At 72.3% G+C, this 14,947-nt stretch carries 16 protein-coding genes and 2 pseudogenes; 14 read left to right on the top strand and 4 right to left on the bottom strand.

What is annotated here, in order from left to right; translation table 11 throughout:
* The first annotated feature begins 28 nt into the window (after positions 1-28).
* The 8 genes from rfbH (at position 29) to BLW85_RS00375 (ending at position 9,114) form a co-directional block, all read left to right on the top strand.
* A complete protein-coding gene (gene rfbH / locus BLW85_RS00410; RefSeq protein WP_074989969.1) occupies positions 29-1,339 on the top strand; it encodes a lipopolysaccharide biosynthesis protein RfbH in 1,311 nt (436 codons plus the stop codon).
* An 11-nt stretch (positions 1,340-1,350) separates the two neighbouring features.
* Positions 1,351-2,376 (top strand): ketoacyl-ACP synthase III family protein, encoded by a 1,026-nt coding sequence (locus BLW85_RS00405; RefSeq protein WP_074989968.1) that lies wholly within the window; start codon positions 1,351-1,353, stop codon positions 2,374-2,376.
* Positions 2,373-3,896 carry a class I adenylate-forming enzyme family protein gene (locus BLW85_RS00400; RefSeq protein WP_244174763.1) on the top strand — a complete coding sequence of 508 codons (1,524 nt, stop codon included), beginning with the start codon at positions 2,373-2,375 and terminating at the stop codon, positions 3,894-3,896. Before BLW85_RS00405 ends, BLW85_RS00400 begins: the two co-directional genes overlap by 4 nt.
* Positions 3,897-3,949: 53 nt before the next feature.
* The gene (locus BLW85_RS00395; protein WP_074989967.1) at positions 3,950-4,219 is read left to right on the top strand and encodes a phosphopantetheine-binding protein; all 270 of its coding nucleotides are present in this window, start codon (positions 3,950-3,952) and stop codon (positions 4,217-4,219) included.
* A 28-nt stretch (positions 4,220-4,247) separates the two neighbouring features.
* On the top strand, positions 4,248-4,997 hold the full coding sequence (locus BLW85_RS00390; RefSeq protein WP_074989966.1) for an SDR family NAD(P)-dependent oxidoreductase: 750 nt from the start codon (positions 4,248-4,250) through the stop codon (positions 4,995-4,997).
* A 42-nt stretch (positions 4,998-5,039) separates the two neighbouring features.
* Positions 5,040-6,278: a nucleotide disphospho-sugar-binding domain-containing protein gene (locus tag BLW85_RS00385; RefSeq protein WP_074989965.1), complete on the top strand. Its 1,239-nt coding sequence runs from the start codon at positions 5,040-5,042 to the stop codon at positions 6,276-6,278.
* Between the two features lie 202 nt (positions 6,279-6,480).
* Positions 6,481-7,560, top strand: a complete 1,080-nt coding sequence (locus BLW85_RS00380) for a methyltransferase (RefSeq protein WP_074989964.1) — start codon at positions 6,481-6,483, stop codon at positions 7,558-7,560.
* 45 nt (positions 7,561-7,605) lie between these two features.
* On the top strand, positions 7,606-9,114 hold the full coding sequence (locus tag BLW85_RS00375) for an NDP-hexose 2,3-dehydratase family protein (protein WP_079172179.1): 1,509 nt from the start codon (positions 7,606-7,608) through the stop codon (positions 9,112-9,114).
* 94 nt (positions 9,115-9,208) lie between these two features.
* On the opposite strand, the gene BLW85_RS00370 is transcribed toward BLW85_RS00375, so the two are convergent.
* The 3 genes from BLW85_RS00370 to BLW85_RS00360 form a co-directional block, all read right to left on the bottom strand.
* Positions 9,209-9,847: a dTDP-4-dehydrorhamnose 3,5-epimerase family protein gene (locus BLW85_RS00370; RefSeq protein WP_074989963.1), complete on the bottom strand. Its 639-nt coding sequence runs from the start codon at positions 9,845-9,847 to the stop codon at positions 9,209-9,211.
* A gap of 134 nt (positions 9,848-9,981) precedes the next feature.
* Positions 9,982-10,416: a hypothetical protein gene (locus tag BLW85_RS00365; protein ID WP_074989962.1), complete on the bottom strand. Its 435-nt coding sequence runs from the start codon at positions 10,414-10,416 to the stop codon at positions 9,982-9,984.
* 74 nt (positions 10,417-10,490) lie between these two features.
* Positions 10,491-11,129 (bottom strand): helix-turn-helix domain-containing protein, encoded by a 639-nt coding sequence (locus tag BLW85_RS00360; protein ID WP_074989961.1) that lies wholly within the window; start codon positions 11,127-11,129, stop codon positions 10,491-10,493.
* An 81-nt stretch (positions 11,130-11,210) separates the two neighbouring features.
* Here BLW85_RS00360 and BLW85_RS00355 point away from each other — a divergent pair, with 81 nt between their 5' ends.
* The 3 genes from BLW85_RS00355 (at position 11,211) to BLW85_RS00350 (ending at position 12,165) form a co-directional block, all read left to right on the top strand.
* Positions 11,211-11,630 (top strand): hypothetical protein, encoded by a 420-nt coding sequence (locus tag BLW85_RS00355; protein WP_244174762.1) that lies wholly within the window; start codon positions 11,211-11,213, stop codon positions 11,628-11,630.
* Entirely contained in the window at positions 11,627-11,803 is a 177-nt protein-coding gene (locus BLW85_RS39080) for a hypothetical protein (RefSeq protein ID WP_167381338.1), read from the top strand. Before BLW85_RS00355 ends, BLW85_RS39080 begins: the two co-directional genes overlap by 4 nt.
* Before the next feature lie 137 nt (positions 11,804-11,940).
* Entirely contained in the window at positions 11,941-12,165 is a 225-nt protein-coding gene (locus tag BLW85_RS00350; RefSeq protein WP_074989960.1) for a hypothetical protein, read from the top strand.
* Between the two features lie 144 nt (positions 12,166-12,309).
* On the opposite strand, the gene BLW85_RS00345 is transcribed toward BLW85_RS00350, so the two are convergent.
* Positions 12,310-12,669, bottom strand: coding sequence for a hypothetical protein (locus tag BLW85_RS00345; protein ID WP_074989959.1), 360 nt, complete (start codon positions 12,667-12,669; stop codon positions 12,310-12,312).
* Positions 12,670-13,120: 451 nt separating this feature from the next.
* Here BLW85_RS00345 and BLW85_RS00340 point away from each other — a divergent pair.
* From BLW85_RS00340 to BLW85_RS00330, 3 genes and pseudogenes are all read left to right on the top strand, one after another.
* Positions 13,121-13,405: pseudogene (locus BLW85_RS00340) on the top strand (transposase); the annotation flags it as partial.
* Positions 13,402-13,899: a DUF4259 domain-containing protein gene (locus BLW85_RS00335; protein ID WP_425275320.1), complete on the top strand. Its 498-nt coding sequence runs from the start codon at positions 13,402-13,404 to the stop codon at positions 13,897-13,899. The pseudogene BLW85_RS00340 and the gene BLW85_RS00335, both read left to right, overlap by 4 nt.
* 255 nt (positions 13,900-14,154) lie before the next feature.
* A pseudogene (locus BLW85_RS00330) lies at positions 14,155-14,930 on the top strand (MFS transporter); the annotation flags it as partial.
* Positions 14,931-14,947: the final 17 nt, after the last annotated feature.

Genomic DNA, 14,947 nt, shown 5'->3' with positions numbered 1-14,947 from the left:
CGACTTTGGCCCGTAGGCGCGGGAGGCGATGCAGGTGAGCGGCGATAAGGCGTTGCTGCTTGAACAGGTGCGCAAGTACCACCGGGAGACCGCACGGGAGGAGGAGTTCGTACCCGGCGTCACGCCGTTGCTGCCCGCCGGCGCGGTGCTCGACGAGGAGGACCGGGCCGCGCTTGTGGAGACCGCGCTCGATCTGCGGATCACCTCGGGCGTGAAGACCCGCAAATTCGAGAGCGCCCTCGCCCGGGCGCTGGGCCTGCGCAAGGCACACATGACCAACTCCGGTTCCTCGGCGAACCTCCTGGCACTCACCGCCCTGACCTCCCCGCACCTGGAGGACCGCAGGCTCCGGCCGGGCGACGAGGTGATCACCGTGGCGGCCGGCTTCCCCACGACCGTCAACCCGATCGTGCAGAACGGCCTCGTGCCGGTCTTCGTCGACATCGAAGTGGGCACCTATAACACGACGGTGGAGCGGATCGCGGACGCGATCGGGCCGCGGACGCGGGCCATCATGATCGCGCACGCGCTCGGCAACCCCTTCCCGGCCACCGAGATCGCCGCGCTCGCCGAGGAGCACGACCTCTTCCTCATCGAGGACAACTGCGACGCGCTCGACTCGCGCTACCAGGGGCGGCTCACCGGCACGTTCGGCGACCTGAGCACCATCAGCTTCTACCCCGCCCACCACCTGACCACCGGCGAGGGCGGCGCCGTGCTCACCGGCAACCTCGCGCTCGCCCGCATCGTGGAGTCGCTGCGCGACTGGGGCCGGGACTGCTGGTGCGAGCCGGGCGAGGACGACAAGTGCCTCAAGCGGTTTAAGCACCAGATGGGCAGCCTGCCCTACGGCTACGACCACAAGTACATCTTCTCGCAGGTCGGTTACAACCTGAAGGCCACCGACCTGCAGGGCGCCCTCGGCCTGAGCCAGCTCCCCAAGCTGGCGGACTTCGGCCGCGCCCGGCGCCGCAACTGGCAGCGGCTGCGGCAGGGTCTGGAAGGCATCCCGGGGCTGCTGCTGCCGGAGCCCACCGAGGGCAGCGACCCGAGCTGGTTCGGCTTCGTCATCACCGTGCGGCCCGAGGCGCCGTTCACCCGCGGCGAGCTCACCGGTTTCCTGGAGTCGCGCCGCATCGGCACCCGGCGGCTGTTCGCCGGGAACCTCCTCCGGCACCCCGCCTACACCGGCATCCCGCACCGGGTGTCGGGCGGACTGACCAACAGTGACGTCGTCACCGAGCACACCTTTTGGATAGGCGTCCATCCGCTGCTGACGGCCGAGATGGTCGACTACATGATCGATTCGGTGCGCGAGTTCTGCACCGCGCGCGGCTAGGTAGGAATCCAATGAAGTGGGATCACCTGTACATCGCCGGCCTGGGCGCCTGGCTGCCCGAACCGCTCCCGGTCACGGAGGCCGTCCGGGCCGGGCGGTACGCCGAGGAGCGCCGGGCGGCGCGGGACTACGTCTCCGTCTGCGTCGCCGAGGACGTCGCGCCACCGGACATGGCGGTACGCGCCGGCCGGGCCGCGATGGAGCAGTCACGGCTCGCCCCGGAGGAGTTCTCGCTCCTCCTCCACGCCAGCCTGTGGTACCAGGGACTCGACATCTGGCCGAGCGCCTCCTACGTGGCGGCCGGCACCGTCGGGCGTCCCGTGGCCGCCTTCGACGTCCAGCAGCGGTGCAACGGCGCGCTCGGTGCCATCGAGCTCGCCGGGGCACACCTGACCGCGGGGGTCGGTGGCGGCAGCGCCGCGCTCGTCACCACCGGCGACCGGTTCGCCCCGCCCGAGGTGGACCGCTGGAACATGCACGACTACAACGTTTACGGCGACGGCGGCACCGCCATGGTGCTGTCCACCCGCGGCGGCTTCGCCCGGGTGCTGTCCACCGTCACCGTCGCCGACAACGCCCTGGAGGGCGCGGCCCGCGGCGACCGGCCACTGCGTCCGGCACCGGCCGGCGGCGCCGCCATCGACCTGGTGGCCCGTTCCCGGGAGTACCTGGCCGCGCACGACGCCAAGCAGGTCGAGCTGCGCACCGGGCGCGTCATCACCCAGGCCCGCAGCCAGGCCCTCAGCCACGCCAGGACAAGCATGCGCGAGATCTCCCGCGTGGTGATCGGCGCCACCGGCCGCTTCGAGGGCGGCTGGCACTTCCACCACCTGCTGTCGGTGCCGGAGTCCGCCACCACCTGGGAGTACGGGCGCACCACCGGGCACATCGGCGCGGGGGACTGGACCGCCGGGCTCGCCTGGCTGCTGCGCACCCGGGCGGTCGTCCCGGGCGACCGGGTCCTGCTGCTCGGCGGCGGCGCCGGCTACAGCTGCACCGCCGCCGTCGTCGAGATCACCGACCAGCCGGAGTGGTGAGCACCGTGAAGGAGGCTGCCGTGCACGGGTGCGCGCTCGTCCACGAACTGCTCGACCGGGCGGTGACCGAGCACTCCGACGCCCCCGCCGTCCGCGACACCGAGGGCGGCTGGACCTACGCCGAGCTGGACGCCGCCGCCCGGGCGTGGACGCACCGGCTCGTCCGCTCCGGGGTGCGGCCCGGCGACCGCGTGCTGGTGCGGATCGGCAACGACCGCCACTTCGTCGCGCTGCTCTTCGGCACACTGCGCGCCGGCGCGGTGTTCGTCCCCCTCAGCACCGCGATGAAGCGGTTCCACCTGGAGCGGGTCGTCCGGGACGCCGAGCCCGCCCTCGTGCTCGCCCGCGGCGCCGACGCCGTCGAGCTGCGCGAACTGACCCACGCGCCGGTGCTCGACCTGACGGCGCTTCAGCAGGAGGTGTACGCCGACGACGGTGTGGCTCCCCCGGTGGCCGTGTGCCCCGACGACCTGGCGCTGCTGATGTACACCTCCGGCAGCACCGCCACCCCGAAGGCGGTGATGAGCCCGCACCGCGCGGTGGTCTTCGCCGCGGCGGCCATCGCCGACCGGCTGGGTTACGGGCCCGACGACGTGGTGCTCAACGTCATCCCGTTCTCCTTCGACTACGGGCTCTACCAGATCTTCCTCGCCGTCGGCGCGGGCGCCCGGCTCGTGCTGTCCGGCACAGACGAGCACGTCGGCCTCATGACGGTGCTGCACGAGGCCCGGATCACTGTCTTCCCCGTGGTGCCCTCGCTCGCGCACATGTTGCTCAGGCTAGCCGCCCGGGACCGCCGGCCCGCCCCCGCCGTGCGGCTGTTCACCAGCACCGGCGCGGCCCTCGCGCCCCAGGTGGTGGCGAAGCTGCGCGCCCTCTTCCCCGGCGCGGCGGTGGCGCCGATGTACGGCACCACGGAGTGCAAGCGCATCACCGTCCTGGCACCCGGCGAGGTACCGCCGCGCCCGGAGTCGGTCGGCCGGCCCCTCGCGGGCACGCAGGTGCTCGTCGTGGACGAGCACGGCCGGCCGCTGCCGACCGGGGAGACCGGCGAGATCGTGGTCCGCGGACCGCACGTCATGGCGGGCTACTGGCGTGCCCCCGAGCCCACCCGGGACCGGTTCCGCACCGACCCGGCCACCGGCGAAGTCGCCCTGCACACCGGGGACTTCGGGTACCTCGACGAGCACGGCCACCTCTATGTCAGCGGCCGCAGGGACGACCTGTTCAAGCGCAAGGGCGTGCGGATGAGCGCGCTGGAGATCGAGGCGGCGGCGCTCGACGTGCCAGGGGTGCGGGCCGCGGCGGTACTGCCGCCGACGCCGACCGCGGACGTGGTGCTCTTCGTCGCGGGTGAGCAGGCGCCCGCCGAGGTGCTCCGCGCGCTCGGGCAGAGGTTGGAGGCCGCCAAGGTGCCGCACGTCTGCCACGTCCTGCCCGAGCTGCCGCTCACCCCGAACGGCAAGACCGACAAGAAGCGGCTCGCCGAACTCGTCGGCGCCACCACCCCGGCCGCGTAGTCGGCGGACCCACACACGAAACCGCACAGACCCCACAGACAAGGAAGCCCACCATGTCCGTTCCCTGGGACGAGAGGTTCGACAAGACCCTGCGCGACGCCCTGCCGCTGCTGCCCGCCGACTGCCCGCTGGAGGACGACACGCGCCTGGGCGAGCACGGCATGGACTCGATGGCCACCATCGAGACGATGCTCAGCCTGGAGGAGCAGTACGGCGTCTCCTTCCCGGACGAGGCTCTCACCTCCGAGACCTTCGCCACGCCCGGCAGCCTGTGGACAGTCCTCACCGCGCTCCGCACGGGCGCCCCGACCACCGCCGGCTGACCCGCCAAGACGGCAGAAAGGCAGCGTCATGGGAAAGCTCGACGGCAGAGTCGCCCTCATCTCCGGCGGCGCCCGCGGCCAGGGCGCGGCGATGGCCCGCGTGTTCACCGCCGAGGGGGCCCGGGTCGTCATCGGGGACGTCCTCGACGACCAGGGCCGGAAGGTCGCCGCCGAACTCGGCGACGCGGCCCGCTACGTCCACCTCGACGTGCGCGACGCCGACCAGTGGGCCGCCGCGGTCGCCGCGGCCCGCGAGGCGTTCGGCCGGCTCGACGCGCTGGTCAACAACGCGGGAGTCGTGGAGATCGGCACCGTGGACGAGATGCCGGCGGACGCCTTCATGCGGGTCGTGGAGGTCAACCAGCTCGGCGTCTTCCTCGGCACGCAGGCCGCCGTCCCGGCGCTGCGCGAGGCCGGGGGCGGCACCGTCGTCAACATCTCCTCGGTGGACGGGCTGATCGGGCTGAAGTACCTGTCCGCGTACTGCGCCTCGAAGTTCGCCGTCGTCGGCATGACCCGGGTGGCGGCGATGGAACTGGGCCCGGACGGCATCCGCGTCAACGCCGTATGCCCGGGCGTCATCCGCACCGACATGACGAAGGACCTGCACGAGATGCAGGTCAAGTGGCTGCACCGGACCCTGCCTCTGCGCCGGTTCGGCGAGGCCGACGAGACCGCCTCCGTCGCGCTCTTCCTCACCAGCGACGACTCCTCGTACGTCACCGGCACCGAGGTCGTCGTGGACGGCGGCTGGATCGCCGGGCACCTGACGCCCTGACCGTCCGGCGCCGTCGCGCCGACTTCCCCACCGGAGCCCCACGTGCGTGTGCTGTTCACCGTGTCGGACTGGACCGGCCACTACTACCCGCTCGTCCCCCTCGGCTGGGCCCTCCAGGCGGCCGGCCACGAGGTGCGGGTGGCGTGCGCGCTGAGCCAGACCGAGCCCCTCGGCCGTACCGGACTGACCGCCGTGCCGGTCATGCGGCCCGGTCTGGAAATGATCGTCCAGGGCAGGCTGCGCAACTACTGGGACGCCCAGGAAGGCCGCTGGCCCCATCCCGGACTCCCGCCGCACCCGCTCACCGGCGAAGTCCTCACCGATCTCGCCGAGTTCGACTTCCCGGCGTTCCGCGCCGGGGAGCGCGACCGCATCCTGCGCGCGACCCGTGACACGTTCGACGCCGTGGTGGGGTTCGCCCGCGCCTGGCGGCCGGAGCTGGTGGTCCACGACCGGCTGAGCATCGAGGGACTGCTCGCCGCGCGGGTCCTCGGCGTGCCGGCCGTGCTCCACCTGTGGGGCCCGCACGGCACCGCCGAGCCGGAGCCCGAACTGCGCGTCCTGCCCGGCGATCCGACGGGCTCGTTCCCCCGTCACGGCCAGCCGGAGATGGGCCCCGAGCTGATCGAGCACGTCATCGACCCGTGCCCGCCGAGCCTGGCGCCACCCACCGACGCCCACCGGCTGCGCATGCGCCACATCCCCTACAACGGGCCCGGCGCCGCCCCGGCCGTCGCGCCGCCGACCGATGACCGGCCCCGGGTCTGCGTCGTCTGGGGCAACTCGATGACCCGGATCTACGGGCCCGCCTCCCAGCTCCTGCCCGAACTGGTCGCCGCCTTCGCCGGCCTGGACGCCGAGATCGTGGTGCTCGGCGGCCCGGCCGACACCGCGACGCTCGGCGACCCGCCGCCCGGGGTGCGCGTCCTCGGCACAGTCCCGCTGCGTCTGGTGCTGCCGGGCTGCGCCGCGGTGGTCCACTACGGCGGCTCGGGCGTCACCATGACCGCGGTCGCGGCCGGGGTGCCACAGCTCGGCGTGCCGTTCTCCGCGGAACAGGGCGTCAACGTGCGCCGGGTCGCGCAGGCCGGGGCCGGGCTGGTGGTCCCCGCGGCCACGCCGGACCGCCCCGACGCCGCCCGCACGGCGCTCGCCGCCCTGCTCGCCGACGCCTCCTTCCGGCACCACGCCGAGCGGCTGCGCGACGAGCTGCGCGCGCTGCGCACCCCAGCCGACCTCGTGCCCGTCCTCGAGGAGCTCGCCGCCGAGGCCGCCGCCTGACGGTCACGTCCGCGAGGTCAGCGAGACTCCAGCGGCATTGGAGCACCACCCGCGAGGGTCGGTGGTGACTCCCGGGGACGTCCCCCGCCCCCCGCGGAGCCGCCGCCCGGCGGGTGAGTCCCCCCCGTCACCCACCCGCCGGGCCGCGCCCTCTCCGAGCCCAGCGAACCCACCCATTCCGTACGAACAGTGAGGTCCCGCCATGCCGACCGCAGCCCCCACCGCAGCCACGGAAACCCCCGCCGAAACCCCCGCGAGCGGCCTCGACGCCGAGATCCGCATCCGCGAGATGGCGTTGAGCGTGGCTGTCGCCTCCGCACTCCAGGTCGCCGTGCGGCTCGGCGTCGCTGACGCGCTCGACGCCGACGAGGCGGACGCCGGGGAGCTGGCCCGGGCGGTCGGCGCCGACGCGGACACGCTGGCCCGGCTGCTGCGCGCGCTGGCCGCACACGGTGTCTTCGAGGAGACCGGCGTCGGCGCCGGCCGCTTCCGCCACACCGGGCTCTCCCGCCTGCTGCGCTCGGACGCCGCCGGCGGCATGGCCGACATGGTGCTGTGGGCCGGCGCCGCCTGGACCTGGGACGCCTGGCCGCGGCTGGAGCAGGCGGTGCGCACCGGCGACGCGGTGGTGCCGGACCTGCACGGCAAGGACTTCTTCCGCTACCTGAAGGAGGACGCCCCCGCCGACGCCCAGGTCTTCAACCGCGCGATGACCCAGGCGAGCGCGCTCACCTCGCAGGCGGTCGCCGAGACGCTCGACCTCACCGGTGTGACCCGGATCGCGGACATCGGCGGTGGCCACGGCCATCTGCTGCGCACCGTACTGGAGCGCCACCCGCACGTCGACGGCGAGCTGTTCGACCTGCCGTCCGTCGTGGCGGGAGCCGACCGGGAACTCACCACCGGCGCGCTCTCCGGCCGGGCCGGCGTGACCCCCGGCGACTGCCTGGAAGCCGTGCCGGTCAAGGCCGACCTGTACCTGATCAAGCAGATCCTCAAGTGGGACGACGAGCGGTCGGTGCGGGTGCTGCGCAACATCGCCGAGCACGCGGCGCCGGGCGCCCGGATCGTGGTGATCCAGAACCTGGTCGACCGCAGCCCCGAGCCGCGGGTCACCACGGCGATGGACCTCTTCCTGCTGCTCAACGTCGGCGGCCGGGAGCACTTCCAGCGCGACTTCGAGGGCATCTTCCGAGCCGCGGGGCTTGAGTTCACCGGCGTCACCCAGGCGCGCAGCGCCCTCTACCTCATCGAGGCCCGGGTGCCCGCCACGCGCGCCTGACGCCCCCACCCAGCCGTGACCTACCCACACTCTCGGAGGCCCTCCGTGTCCGTTCAGCTCTCCGGACGGAGTCCGTCGGCGACCCCGGCGCGCACCACGTCCACCCGGCGGCCGGACGCCGATCTGCCGGGCCGGCTCGCGCTGTCCGCCGCGGCGGCGCGGGGCGTGCACCTGTCCACCACCGAGTTCCGCGAGTGGTTCGCCGCCCACCGGCGCGAGGGCCACTACCGGGTGACTCGGGCGCCGCTCGCCGCGCTGGACGGCTGGTCGTTCGAGGCCGCCTCGGGCAACCTGGTCCACCGCAGCGGGCGGTTCTTCTCGGTGATCGGCGCGGGCATCCGCTCGGACTCGGGCCCGGTCACCGCCTGGCACCAGCCCATCCTCGACCAGCCCGAGGTGGGCGTACTCGGCATCCTGGCCAAGGAGTTCGACGGCGTCCTGCACTTCCTGATGCAGGCGAAGATGGAACCGGGCAACTCCAACGTGCTCCAGCTCTCGCCCACCGTGCAGGCCACCCGCTCCAACTTCACCCGGGTGCACGGCGGGGCGGTGGTGAAGTACATCGAGTACTTCACCACCGCCGGTCGCGGTCGCGGTCGCGTTCTCGCCGACAGCCTCCAGTCGGAGGTGGGCACCTGGTTCCTGCAGAAGAGCAACCGCAACATGGTCGTCGAGGTCTTCGACGAAGTGCCGCTCCACGACGGCTTCGTATGGCTGACGCTGAGCCAGATCGCCGCGCTGCTCTGCGAGGACAACGTGGTGAACATGAACGCCCGCAGCGTCCTGGCCTGTCTGCCCGTCGGCCCGGCGGATCCGGCGGACGGCGGGGCAGGCGGACGGGACGAGTTCGCGCGCGCCCTCGACCGCTCCTGGGACCCGGCCTCGCCCGCCCTCCATTCCGACCTCGACGTGCTCTCCTGGCTGACCGGCGAGCGCGCCCGCCGGGACCTGGTCACCTGCCCCGTGCCGCTGGCCGGGCTGCCCGGCTGGCGGGTGGACGACGACGCGATACGGCACGAGGCCGGACGCTACTTCGAGGTGGTCGGGGTGGACGTGGAGGCCGGCAGCCGCGAGGTGACGACCTGGTCGCAGCCGCTGCTCGCACCGGTCGGCACCGGCGTCGCCGCGTTCCTCGCTGCCCCGGTCGACGGTGTGCTCCACGTGCTCGTCCAGGCCCGCCCCGAGGCCGGGCTGCACAACACCGTCCAGCTCGCGCCGACCGTCCAGTGCACGGCGGCCAACTTCGACTGGCTGCCGCCCGAGCGCCGACCGGCGTTCCTCGGCACCGTCCTCGCCGCCGACGCCGCGGCCATCCGTTACGAGGCGGTCCACGCCGAGGAGGGCGGCCGGTTCCTCGGCGCGGAGAGCCGGTGCCTGGTCGTCGAGGTCCCCGCGGACGCCGTGGCCGAGGAGCCACCGGGCCACCGCTGGGTCACCCTCGCGCAGCTGTCGTCCTTCGTCCGCTACGAGCAGTACGTCAACTCCCAGGCTCGCACGCTGCTGTCGTGCCTCATCCCGGCGACCGTGGCCACCTGGCGGCACACCCGGTCCTGACCCGCCGACGACACGGGCGGTCGGCGGCCCCTCCCTCCGGGGAGGCCGGCCACTGACCGCCCGTGTGCTGTGTGACGCGTTGTCGGCGCGGGGCTCAGGCGGCAGCCCGCGCACCCGGGAGGGGGTCGGCGGCGGCGTAGTGGTCCAGGCAGTCCTCGTAGGAGGTGAGCAGTCCGGCGCGCTCGGCCTCGGCCACCGTGGGCGCGGCCCGGTCCTTGGGGGACCGCAGCAGGTCGAAGCCGCCGAGCTCGCTCTCGCGCTGCCACGGCAGGCCGAGCTCCGGGTCGAGGGCGTCCAGGTCGAGCTGGGTGCCGGGGACGAACGTGGTGGAGCACAGGTAGTTGACGCAGGCGTCGTCGGTGAGCGCGAGGAACGCGTGCCCTAGCCCCTCGGCGGCGAAGACCGCGACGCCGTTGGCGGCCGACAACCGGGTGGCGGTGTGCCGCAGGTACGTCGGCGAACCGGGCCGGATGTCGACGACGACGTCGAGGACCTCGCCCCGCACACACGAGACGATCTTGGCCTGCCCGGGAGGCATGGCCACTCCGTGAATGCCCCGCAGGGTGCCCCGGCGGGAGACCGAGTAGTTGCTCTGGACCGCCGCGATCGGCCTTCCGACGGCCTCGGCGAGGATGTCCAGGCGGTACGACTCGAAGAAGCAGCCGCGCTCGTCCTCGATCACCGCCGGCACCAGGAGGTAGGCGTGTGGCACTGCAGTCGGGTGGATGTCCATGGCGCGAACGTAGTCGGCGTCTCTCGCGTCCTGGTCAAACCGCCGGCGCCGCACCCGCCTCGCCCGGACCGCGGCCGGCCGCCGCGCGGGGTCCTCACGCAGGTCTCCCGGAGGGTTCCGCGCCGCGATTCCCGTCAGCTCGGAGCGACCCGCCGCGGTGTGCGCCCGGCCGACGCGGGTCGACCGGCCGTTCCGCGCCGGCTGCCCCGGCGCGTGACGTCCGGACGGCATGCGGACGAGGGCCCCGGTCGTTCACCTCCGACGACCGGGACCCCTCGCGTCCCGGATCCGGCCGGCGGCGGCAGCTGCGGCGTGGAGAACAGCGTGCCGCCCGGCCCGACCAGCTCGCGTGCTGTCTCGGCGTACTGCTCACCCCGCACCTTCCCGAGCTGGACGTGTGCGGCGAGCCGGTAGAGGGCGACGTTCGCCGCGCTGAACGCCGTCCACATCACGTTGGTGGCGGCGCCGAGTTGCGTGGCGTGCTCGTCGGCCTGGTCCAGGAGGCCGGGCACGGCGCGGGCGGAAGCGGCGGCCGTGGCCTCGGCGTACGCGGCCTTGAGGTAGAGCATGCGGCGCGGGCCCGGGTCAGGTCGGTCCCGAGGCGGGCGGCGGCGGCCCGCGCGACCTGCGCGGCCGCGTCGGGCTATCCGTGATAGGCCAGCGCATCGGCCATGTGCCGCGCGGCGCAATCCATCGTCATCACGCCGCCGGACTGCTCGGCGGCCAGCACCGCCCGGTGCCCGGCGAGCTGCGCCAGCTCCCCGGACCTGTACTTGATCGCGATGGCCTCGGCCAGGCACAGGGTCATGGACAGGGCGCGGCAGGCGGCGAGTTTGTCGTCCCCGGTGTGCCGGGCGCCGGCGCGGCTCGTCTCGGTGATCAGCCGGGGCAGACCCCGCCCCAGGGAAACGAGCGCCACCGCCTGGAAGGAGTCCCAGCCGTGCGCGACCCGGCGGCGCAGGGTCGCGACGTCCAGCACGGGGGAGTGGTCGGTGCCGGTGATCACGTCGTCCCGCTGGAGCGCCGCCCGGATCGCCTCCAGCTCCACGGGGTCGATACAGGCGGTCTCCGGGCCGTCCGCGAGCAGCCATGCGAGGGGGATCCGCAGGGCGCGGGCGGCGTCCTCCATGACTGAGACCCGCGGGTCCGCCTGCCGCTCCCCGCGCTCCAGGTCCTGGATCCCGCGTCTGTTGCGGCCCATCAGGTGGCCCAGATCCTGCTGGGTGAGCCGGCGGCGGTCCCGCCAGTAGGCGATGCGCCGACCAATGGCGTGAGCGTCCATGGCTGCTCCGGACCAACGGGGAGGGAGTGCACGCACTTTGCGTGCCTGCGCCCTGTTGTACTCGCCCTACCGTCCGGGGACATGGCCACACCCGAAATCACCACCCGTGAGGAGACGGTCCCGGCCGCCGTGCGCCCGGACCCGTGCTCCGCCCTGCTGTACGTCTGCGTCGATCGCAGCATCTACAGCCTGCAGTTGCCCGCCGACCGCGCCGAAGAGGAGGGGCGCGCCTACGCGGCGGTGCACGGATGGCGCGTCGCGGAGGTGATCCGCGACCCCTACGACGACCCCGACCCCCAGCACCGCGACGGATGGCGGCGCGTGCGCCAGCTCGTCCAGGCCGGCGCCGCCGCCACCTTCATCACGCGGTGGCCCGAGGCGATCGCGCCCAGCACCGCCGTCGACCTGCGCCACCGCGAAATCCGCTGGCTCCAGGCCCGTGGCGTCCGGGTCCGGTACTCGTGGGCACCCCTGGCCGCGCACCAGGACCAGCGCTCATGAGCACCGACAGCGGCGCCCTGCTGCACCGCACGCACCCCTGGATCGGCCGCGCGGTGACGGACACCGCGACCGGCCGCCGGGGCACCCTGCGGGCCGTCGCGCCCTCGACGCGCTCACCGACCCGGCGCCCATCACACCTGACTCCCACCCGAGGGCCTGAGCCGCGCCGGTGAGACGACGCACCGCCCGCCGTTCCGCCCTTGCCGTCGCGTGGTCCTGGAGCTCGTTCTCCCGGCCACCCGACACCCGGCGGGCGGCCGGGCGTTACGGGGTCAGTGACCCAGATCGCTCACACACCCGGAGGCGGATCGTGCTCGACATCCCGGCCGACTTGATGACCCGTACGAACGACGAGCTGAACGCCTGGTTCGACGGCGTGCGGCGTGACTCGCCCGAGGACGTGCCCGACGCGATCGCGGCTCTCTCCGAGGTCTATGCCCCCCGCCGTGCGGCCCGGATCCAGTTGTTGGACCGGGACTGCGGTCACACCGACCCGGGCGGCGCCGGTTGCGACCTTGGCTGTGTCATCCCTTGACCTCACCGCTCGTTGCTGTCCCCGGGCGCCAGCTTCCGGCGGCCGGGGGATCGGTTGGCACTTCCGGCGCCGCCCGGGTCGGCGTGCTCCTGGTTTCGGCAGCATTGGACCTTGTCTCGGACCGATGGGATGGCCTCGGTATGGCTACGGTCGCGCCTGCTGGAAGTACCGTTTTAGCTCGAGTTCGCGGCCCTGGATCCGGTGTATGAGGTCTCGGGCGTCGTCGATAGAGATCCCAAGGGCAATAGCGATCTCCTCCGTGGTGGCACCCTCCTGCACCGCTTGAAGCACACCACTCCACCGGGCTTCGTGGTAGATGCTCGTACTCAGGGCGAGTGCTGCCAGGGCGTCTTCAGCGCCGTGGCCCCGCGGGAGCTCAGCCAGGCGCCGGGTGTGCTGGTAGAGCCGTGCGGCCTGCCACACCAGCGGGGTGCCGGAGGGTACCTGGGCGAAGGTTCTGATTCTCCGGGCTACCCACTGGGCGTATTGATCGGTCTCAGCCACATTTCCACGGTACGCCCGACGCTGAGAGACGCCAGAGCTGAACCTCGGGTGGTGGGGTGCTGTCCGTTTTCGGGTTCTGGCTCAACTTCCGTTTCCGTGGTCTGTGCACGGTGAGTGACAATCGGGTGGGACGGTCTGCGGCGGAAGGTTGCCTGAAAATCGCCAGCGGGCGGTGCGGGACCGTGGACGATCTTCTGATGCCCTGCCCGGAGGGCTGCTGTTCCCGTCGGTCGTAGGTGTCTCGGTGCTGTCGGTCGGCGTGGACGTCGAGTCTGTGAACGTGAAGGCCCAAGCTTCGGCGGCGGGGCACAGTCGCCCGGGGTGCGGGGGCTGGTCGACCCGGGTGCCCAGTTGCGGCTGGTCGAGGAGCTCCCAGATCCGGAGCCGGCGAGCCCGCGGGGGGTGGGTGTCGATGAGTACGCGACGCGCAAGGGCCGCGTACTCACGGGATGCCCTGACCCGGCACGTCCGCTCCTTCGCCGTCATGCTCAGCGAGCGCCAGGGCGAGCGTCTCCCGGAATGGCTCGACGTGGTCCGCCAGGACGACCTTCCCAGCCTCCACACCCTCGCCGCCGGCATCGACCGCGATCGGGGCGCCGTCATCGCCGGACTCACCCTTCCTTGGAAATCCGGCGTCGTCGAAGGCCACGTCAACCGGATCAAGATGCTCAAGCGCCAGATGTTCGGCCGCGCGGGTTTCGCGCTCCTGCGGAAACGGGTCCTGCTGGCCTCATGACGGCCTTGTCGGTGGCCGCTGCGATGATCGCCGCCCAGTGGCACAAGGAGATCATCATGGGAACCTGGGACATCGGTCCGTTCGAGAACGACATGGCCGCAGACTTCGCCGACGCTCTGGACGAGGCCGCCGAGGACGAGCGCGAGACCCTGGTCCGGACGACGCTGATCCGCACCATCCAGACTCGGGACTACCTTGAGAGTCCTGAGGGAGCTGAGGCCGTTGCCGCCGCCGCTCTCATCGCCGCACAGTGCCCGGGCGGTGAACCGGTCAGCACAAGTTACGGCCCCGACCAAGCCCTTCCGATCTTCGGCATCGATCTTCGGTCGCTCGCTGTCGAGGCGCTCGATCGCGTGGTTGCCGAGGAGTCCGAACTCGCCGACCTCTGGGACGAGACAGCGGACGGACCGAAGTGGCGGCAGGCCATCAGCCGCATCCGCGCCGTCCTCGCCCCCGAGCCTGAGCCTCAGGAAGACCCACTCTTCGATCTCTGACCAAATAACCCAGCGTTACCGATCACGGAAGTTGGCTCTGTCGCTAATTTGGGGGTGGTTGGGTGGGCAGCCATCAGTCGTGATGGGTGGGGTGCAGATTGCGGACCTTCTACTGCCTGGTGTCGGTGTGAGAGTCGACCAACTGGTGCTAACGGATGCGGAAGCTCGACTCGCCGTGCGATCACGGGCCGTATCGGCGGCCTGTTCCGGATGCGGGCGGAAATCTTCGAGAGTGCACTGTTACTACCATCCGATGTACCCACGCGGGGCTGGACCGCCACGCCGATGCTGCTCGAATTCCTCGCCGTCATCGGCGTGGCAACGTTGCTCACTTGGCACGAACGCCGCACCACACACCCGATCGTTCCACCAGCCGTAGCGCGGTCCGTACCGGTGACGGCGTCGATGACGCTCCTGCTGGTCACCACCGCCGGCGTGTTCGGCGCGCTGTTCAGGGCCACGTTCTACCTCCAGGACGTACTTCGACTCGACCCACTCGCCAGCGGTCTGCGCGTGCTCCCGCTGACCGTGCTCATGGTCCTCGGCTCACCCGCCGCGGTCGCCGCACTGCGCCGGTACGGTGCGCGCCGCACCGCGATCGCCGGTACGCTCTTCGTCGTGGTCGGCATCGCGGGGCTGTCCCGGCTCGATCCCGCCAGCACATGGATGGCTACGGCTGCAGTCTTTGCCGCCATCGGTGCCGGGTTCGCCACCGTGATGGTCACCGCCACCGGGACCGTCGTCGGTGACGCGCCGCCGAGTACGCCGGAGTCGTCGGCGGGCTCAAGCAGACCGCCATGAACATCGGGCCGACCTTCGGCATCGCCGTCGCGGCCAGCGCAACCAGCTCGGCTGTTTCAACCACGAGCTCCACTCCGCTGATCCTTGCCGCACTTGCCGCTCTCGGCCTGCTGCCCGCGTCGCGGCTGCCCCGGCGCCCGGCCCACCAGGAAGGAGATAACACGACCGCCTCACGCCCGGCGCAAGCACCAACACCACAAGCGACGCCCGCTCGCCACACGCAAAGTTGAGCAACCCCCGAACACAC

Source organism: Streptomyces misionensis (assembly GCF_900104815.1).
In the GTDB taxonomy this organism is placed as follows: Bacteria; Actinomycetota; Actinomycetes; order Streptomycetales; family Streptomycetaceae; genus Streptomyces; species Streptomyces misionensis.
This window is presented reverse-complemented; position numbering and strand designations above follow the sequence as displayed.

Coding starts and splice junctions, on each gene's coding strand:
- rfbH (WP_074989969.1), top strand. CDS start 29: ATGCAGGTGAGCGGCGATAAGGCGTTGCTGCTTGAACAGGTGCGCAAG.
- BLW85_RS00405 (WP_074989968.1), top strand. CDS start 1,351: ATGAAGTGGGATCACCTGTACATCGCCGGCCTGGGCGCCTGGCTGCCC.
- BLW85_RS00395 (WP_074989967.1), top strand. CDS start 3,950: ATGTCCGTTCCCTGGGACGAGAGGTTCGACAAGACCCTGCGCGACGCC.
- BLW85_RS00390 (WP_074989966.1), top strand. CDS start 4,248: ATGGGAAAGCTCGACGGCAGAGTCGCCCTCATCTCCGGCGGCGCCCGC.
- BLW85_RS00380 (WP_074989964.1), top strand. CDS start 6,481: ATGCCGACCGCAGCCCCCACCGCAGCCACGGAAACCCCCGCCGAAACC.
- BLW85_RS00370 (WP_074989963.1), bottom strand. CDS start 9,847: ATGGACATCCACCCGACTGCAGTGCCACACGCCTACCTCCTGGTGCCG.
- BLW85_RS00365 (WP_074989962.1), bottom strand. CDS start 10,416: ATGCTCTACCTCAAGGCCGCGTACGCCGAGGCCACGGCCGCCGCTTCC.
- BLW85_RS00360 (WP_074989961.1), bottom strand. CDS start 11,129: ATGGACGCTCACGCCATTGGTCGGCGCATCGCCTACTGGCGGGACCGC.
- BLW85_RS00355 (WP_244174762.1), top strand. CDS start 11,211: ATGGCCACACCCGAAATCACCACCCGTGAGGAGACGGTCCCGGCCGCC.
- BLW85_RS39080 (WP_167381338.1), top strand. CDS start 11,627: ATGAGCACCGACAGCGGCGCCCTGCTGCACCGCACGCACCCCTGGATC.
- BLW85_RS00335 (WP_425275320.1), top strand. CDS start 13,402: ATGACGGCCTTGTCGGTGGCCGCTGCGATGATCGCCGCCCAGTGGCAC.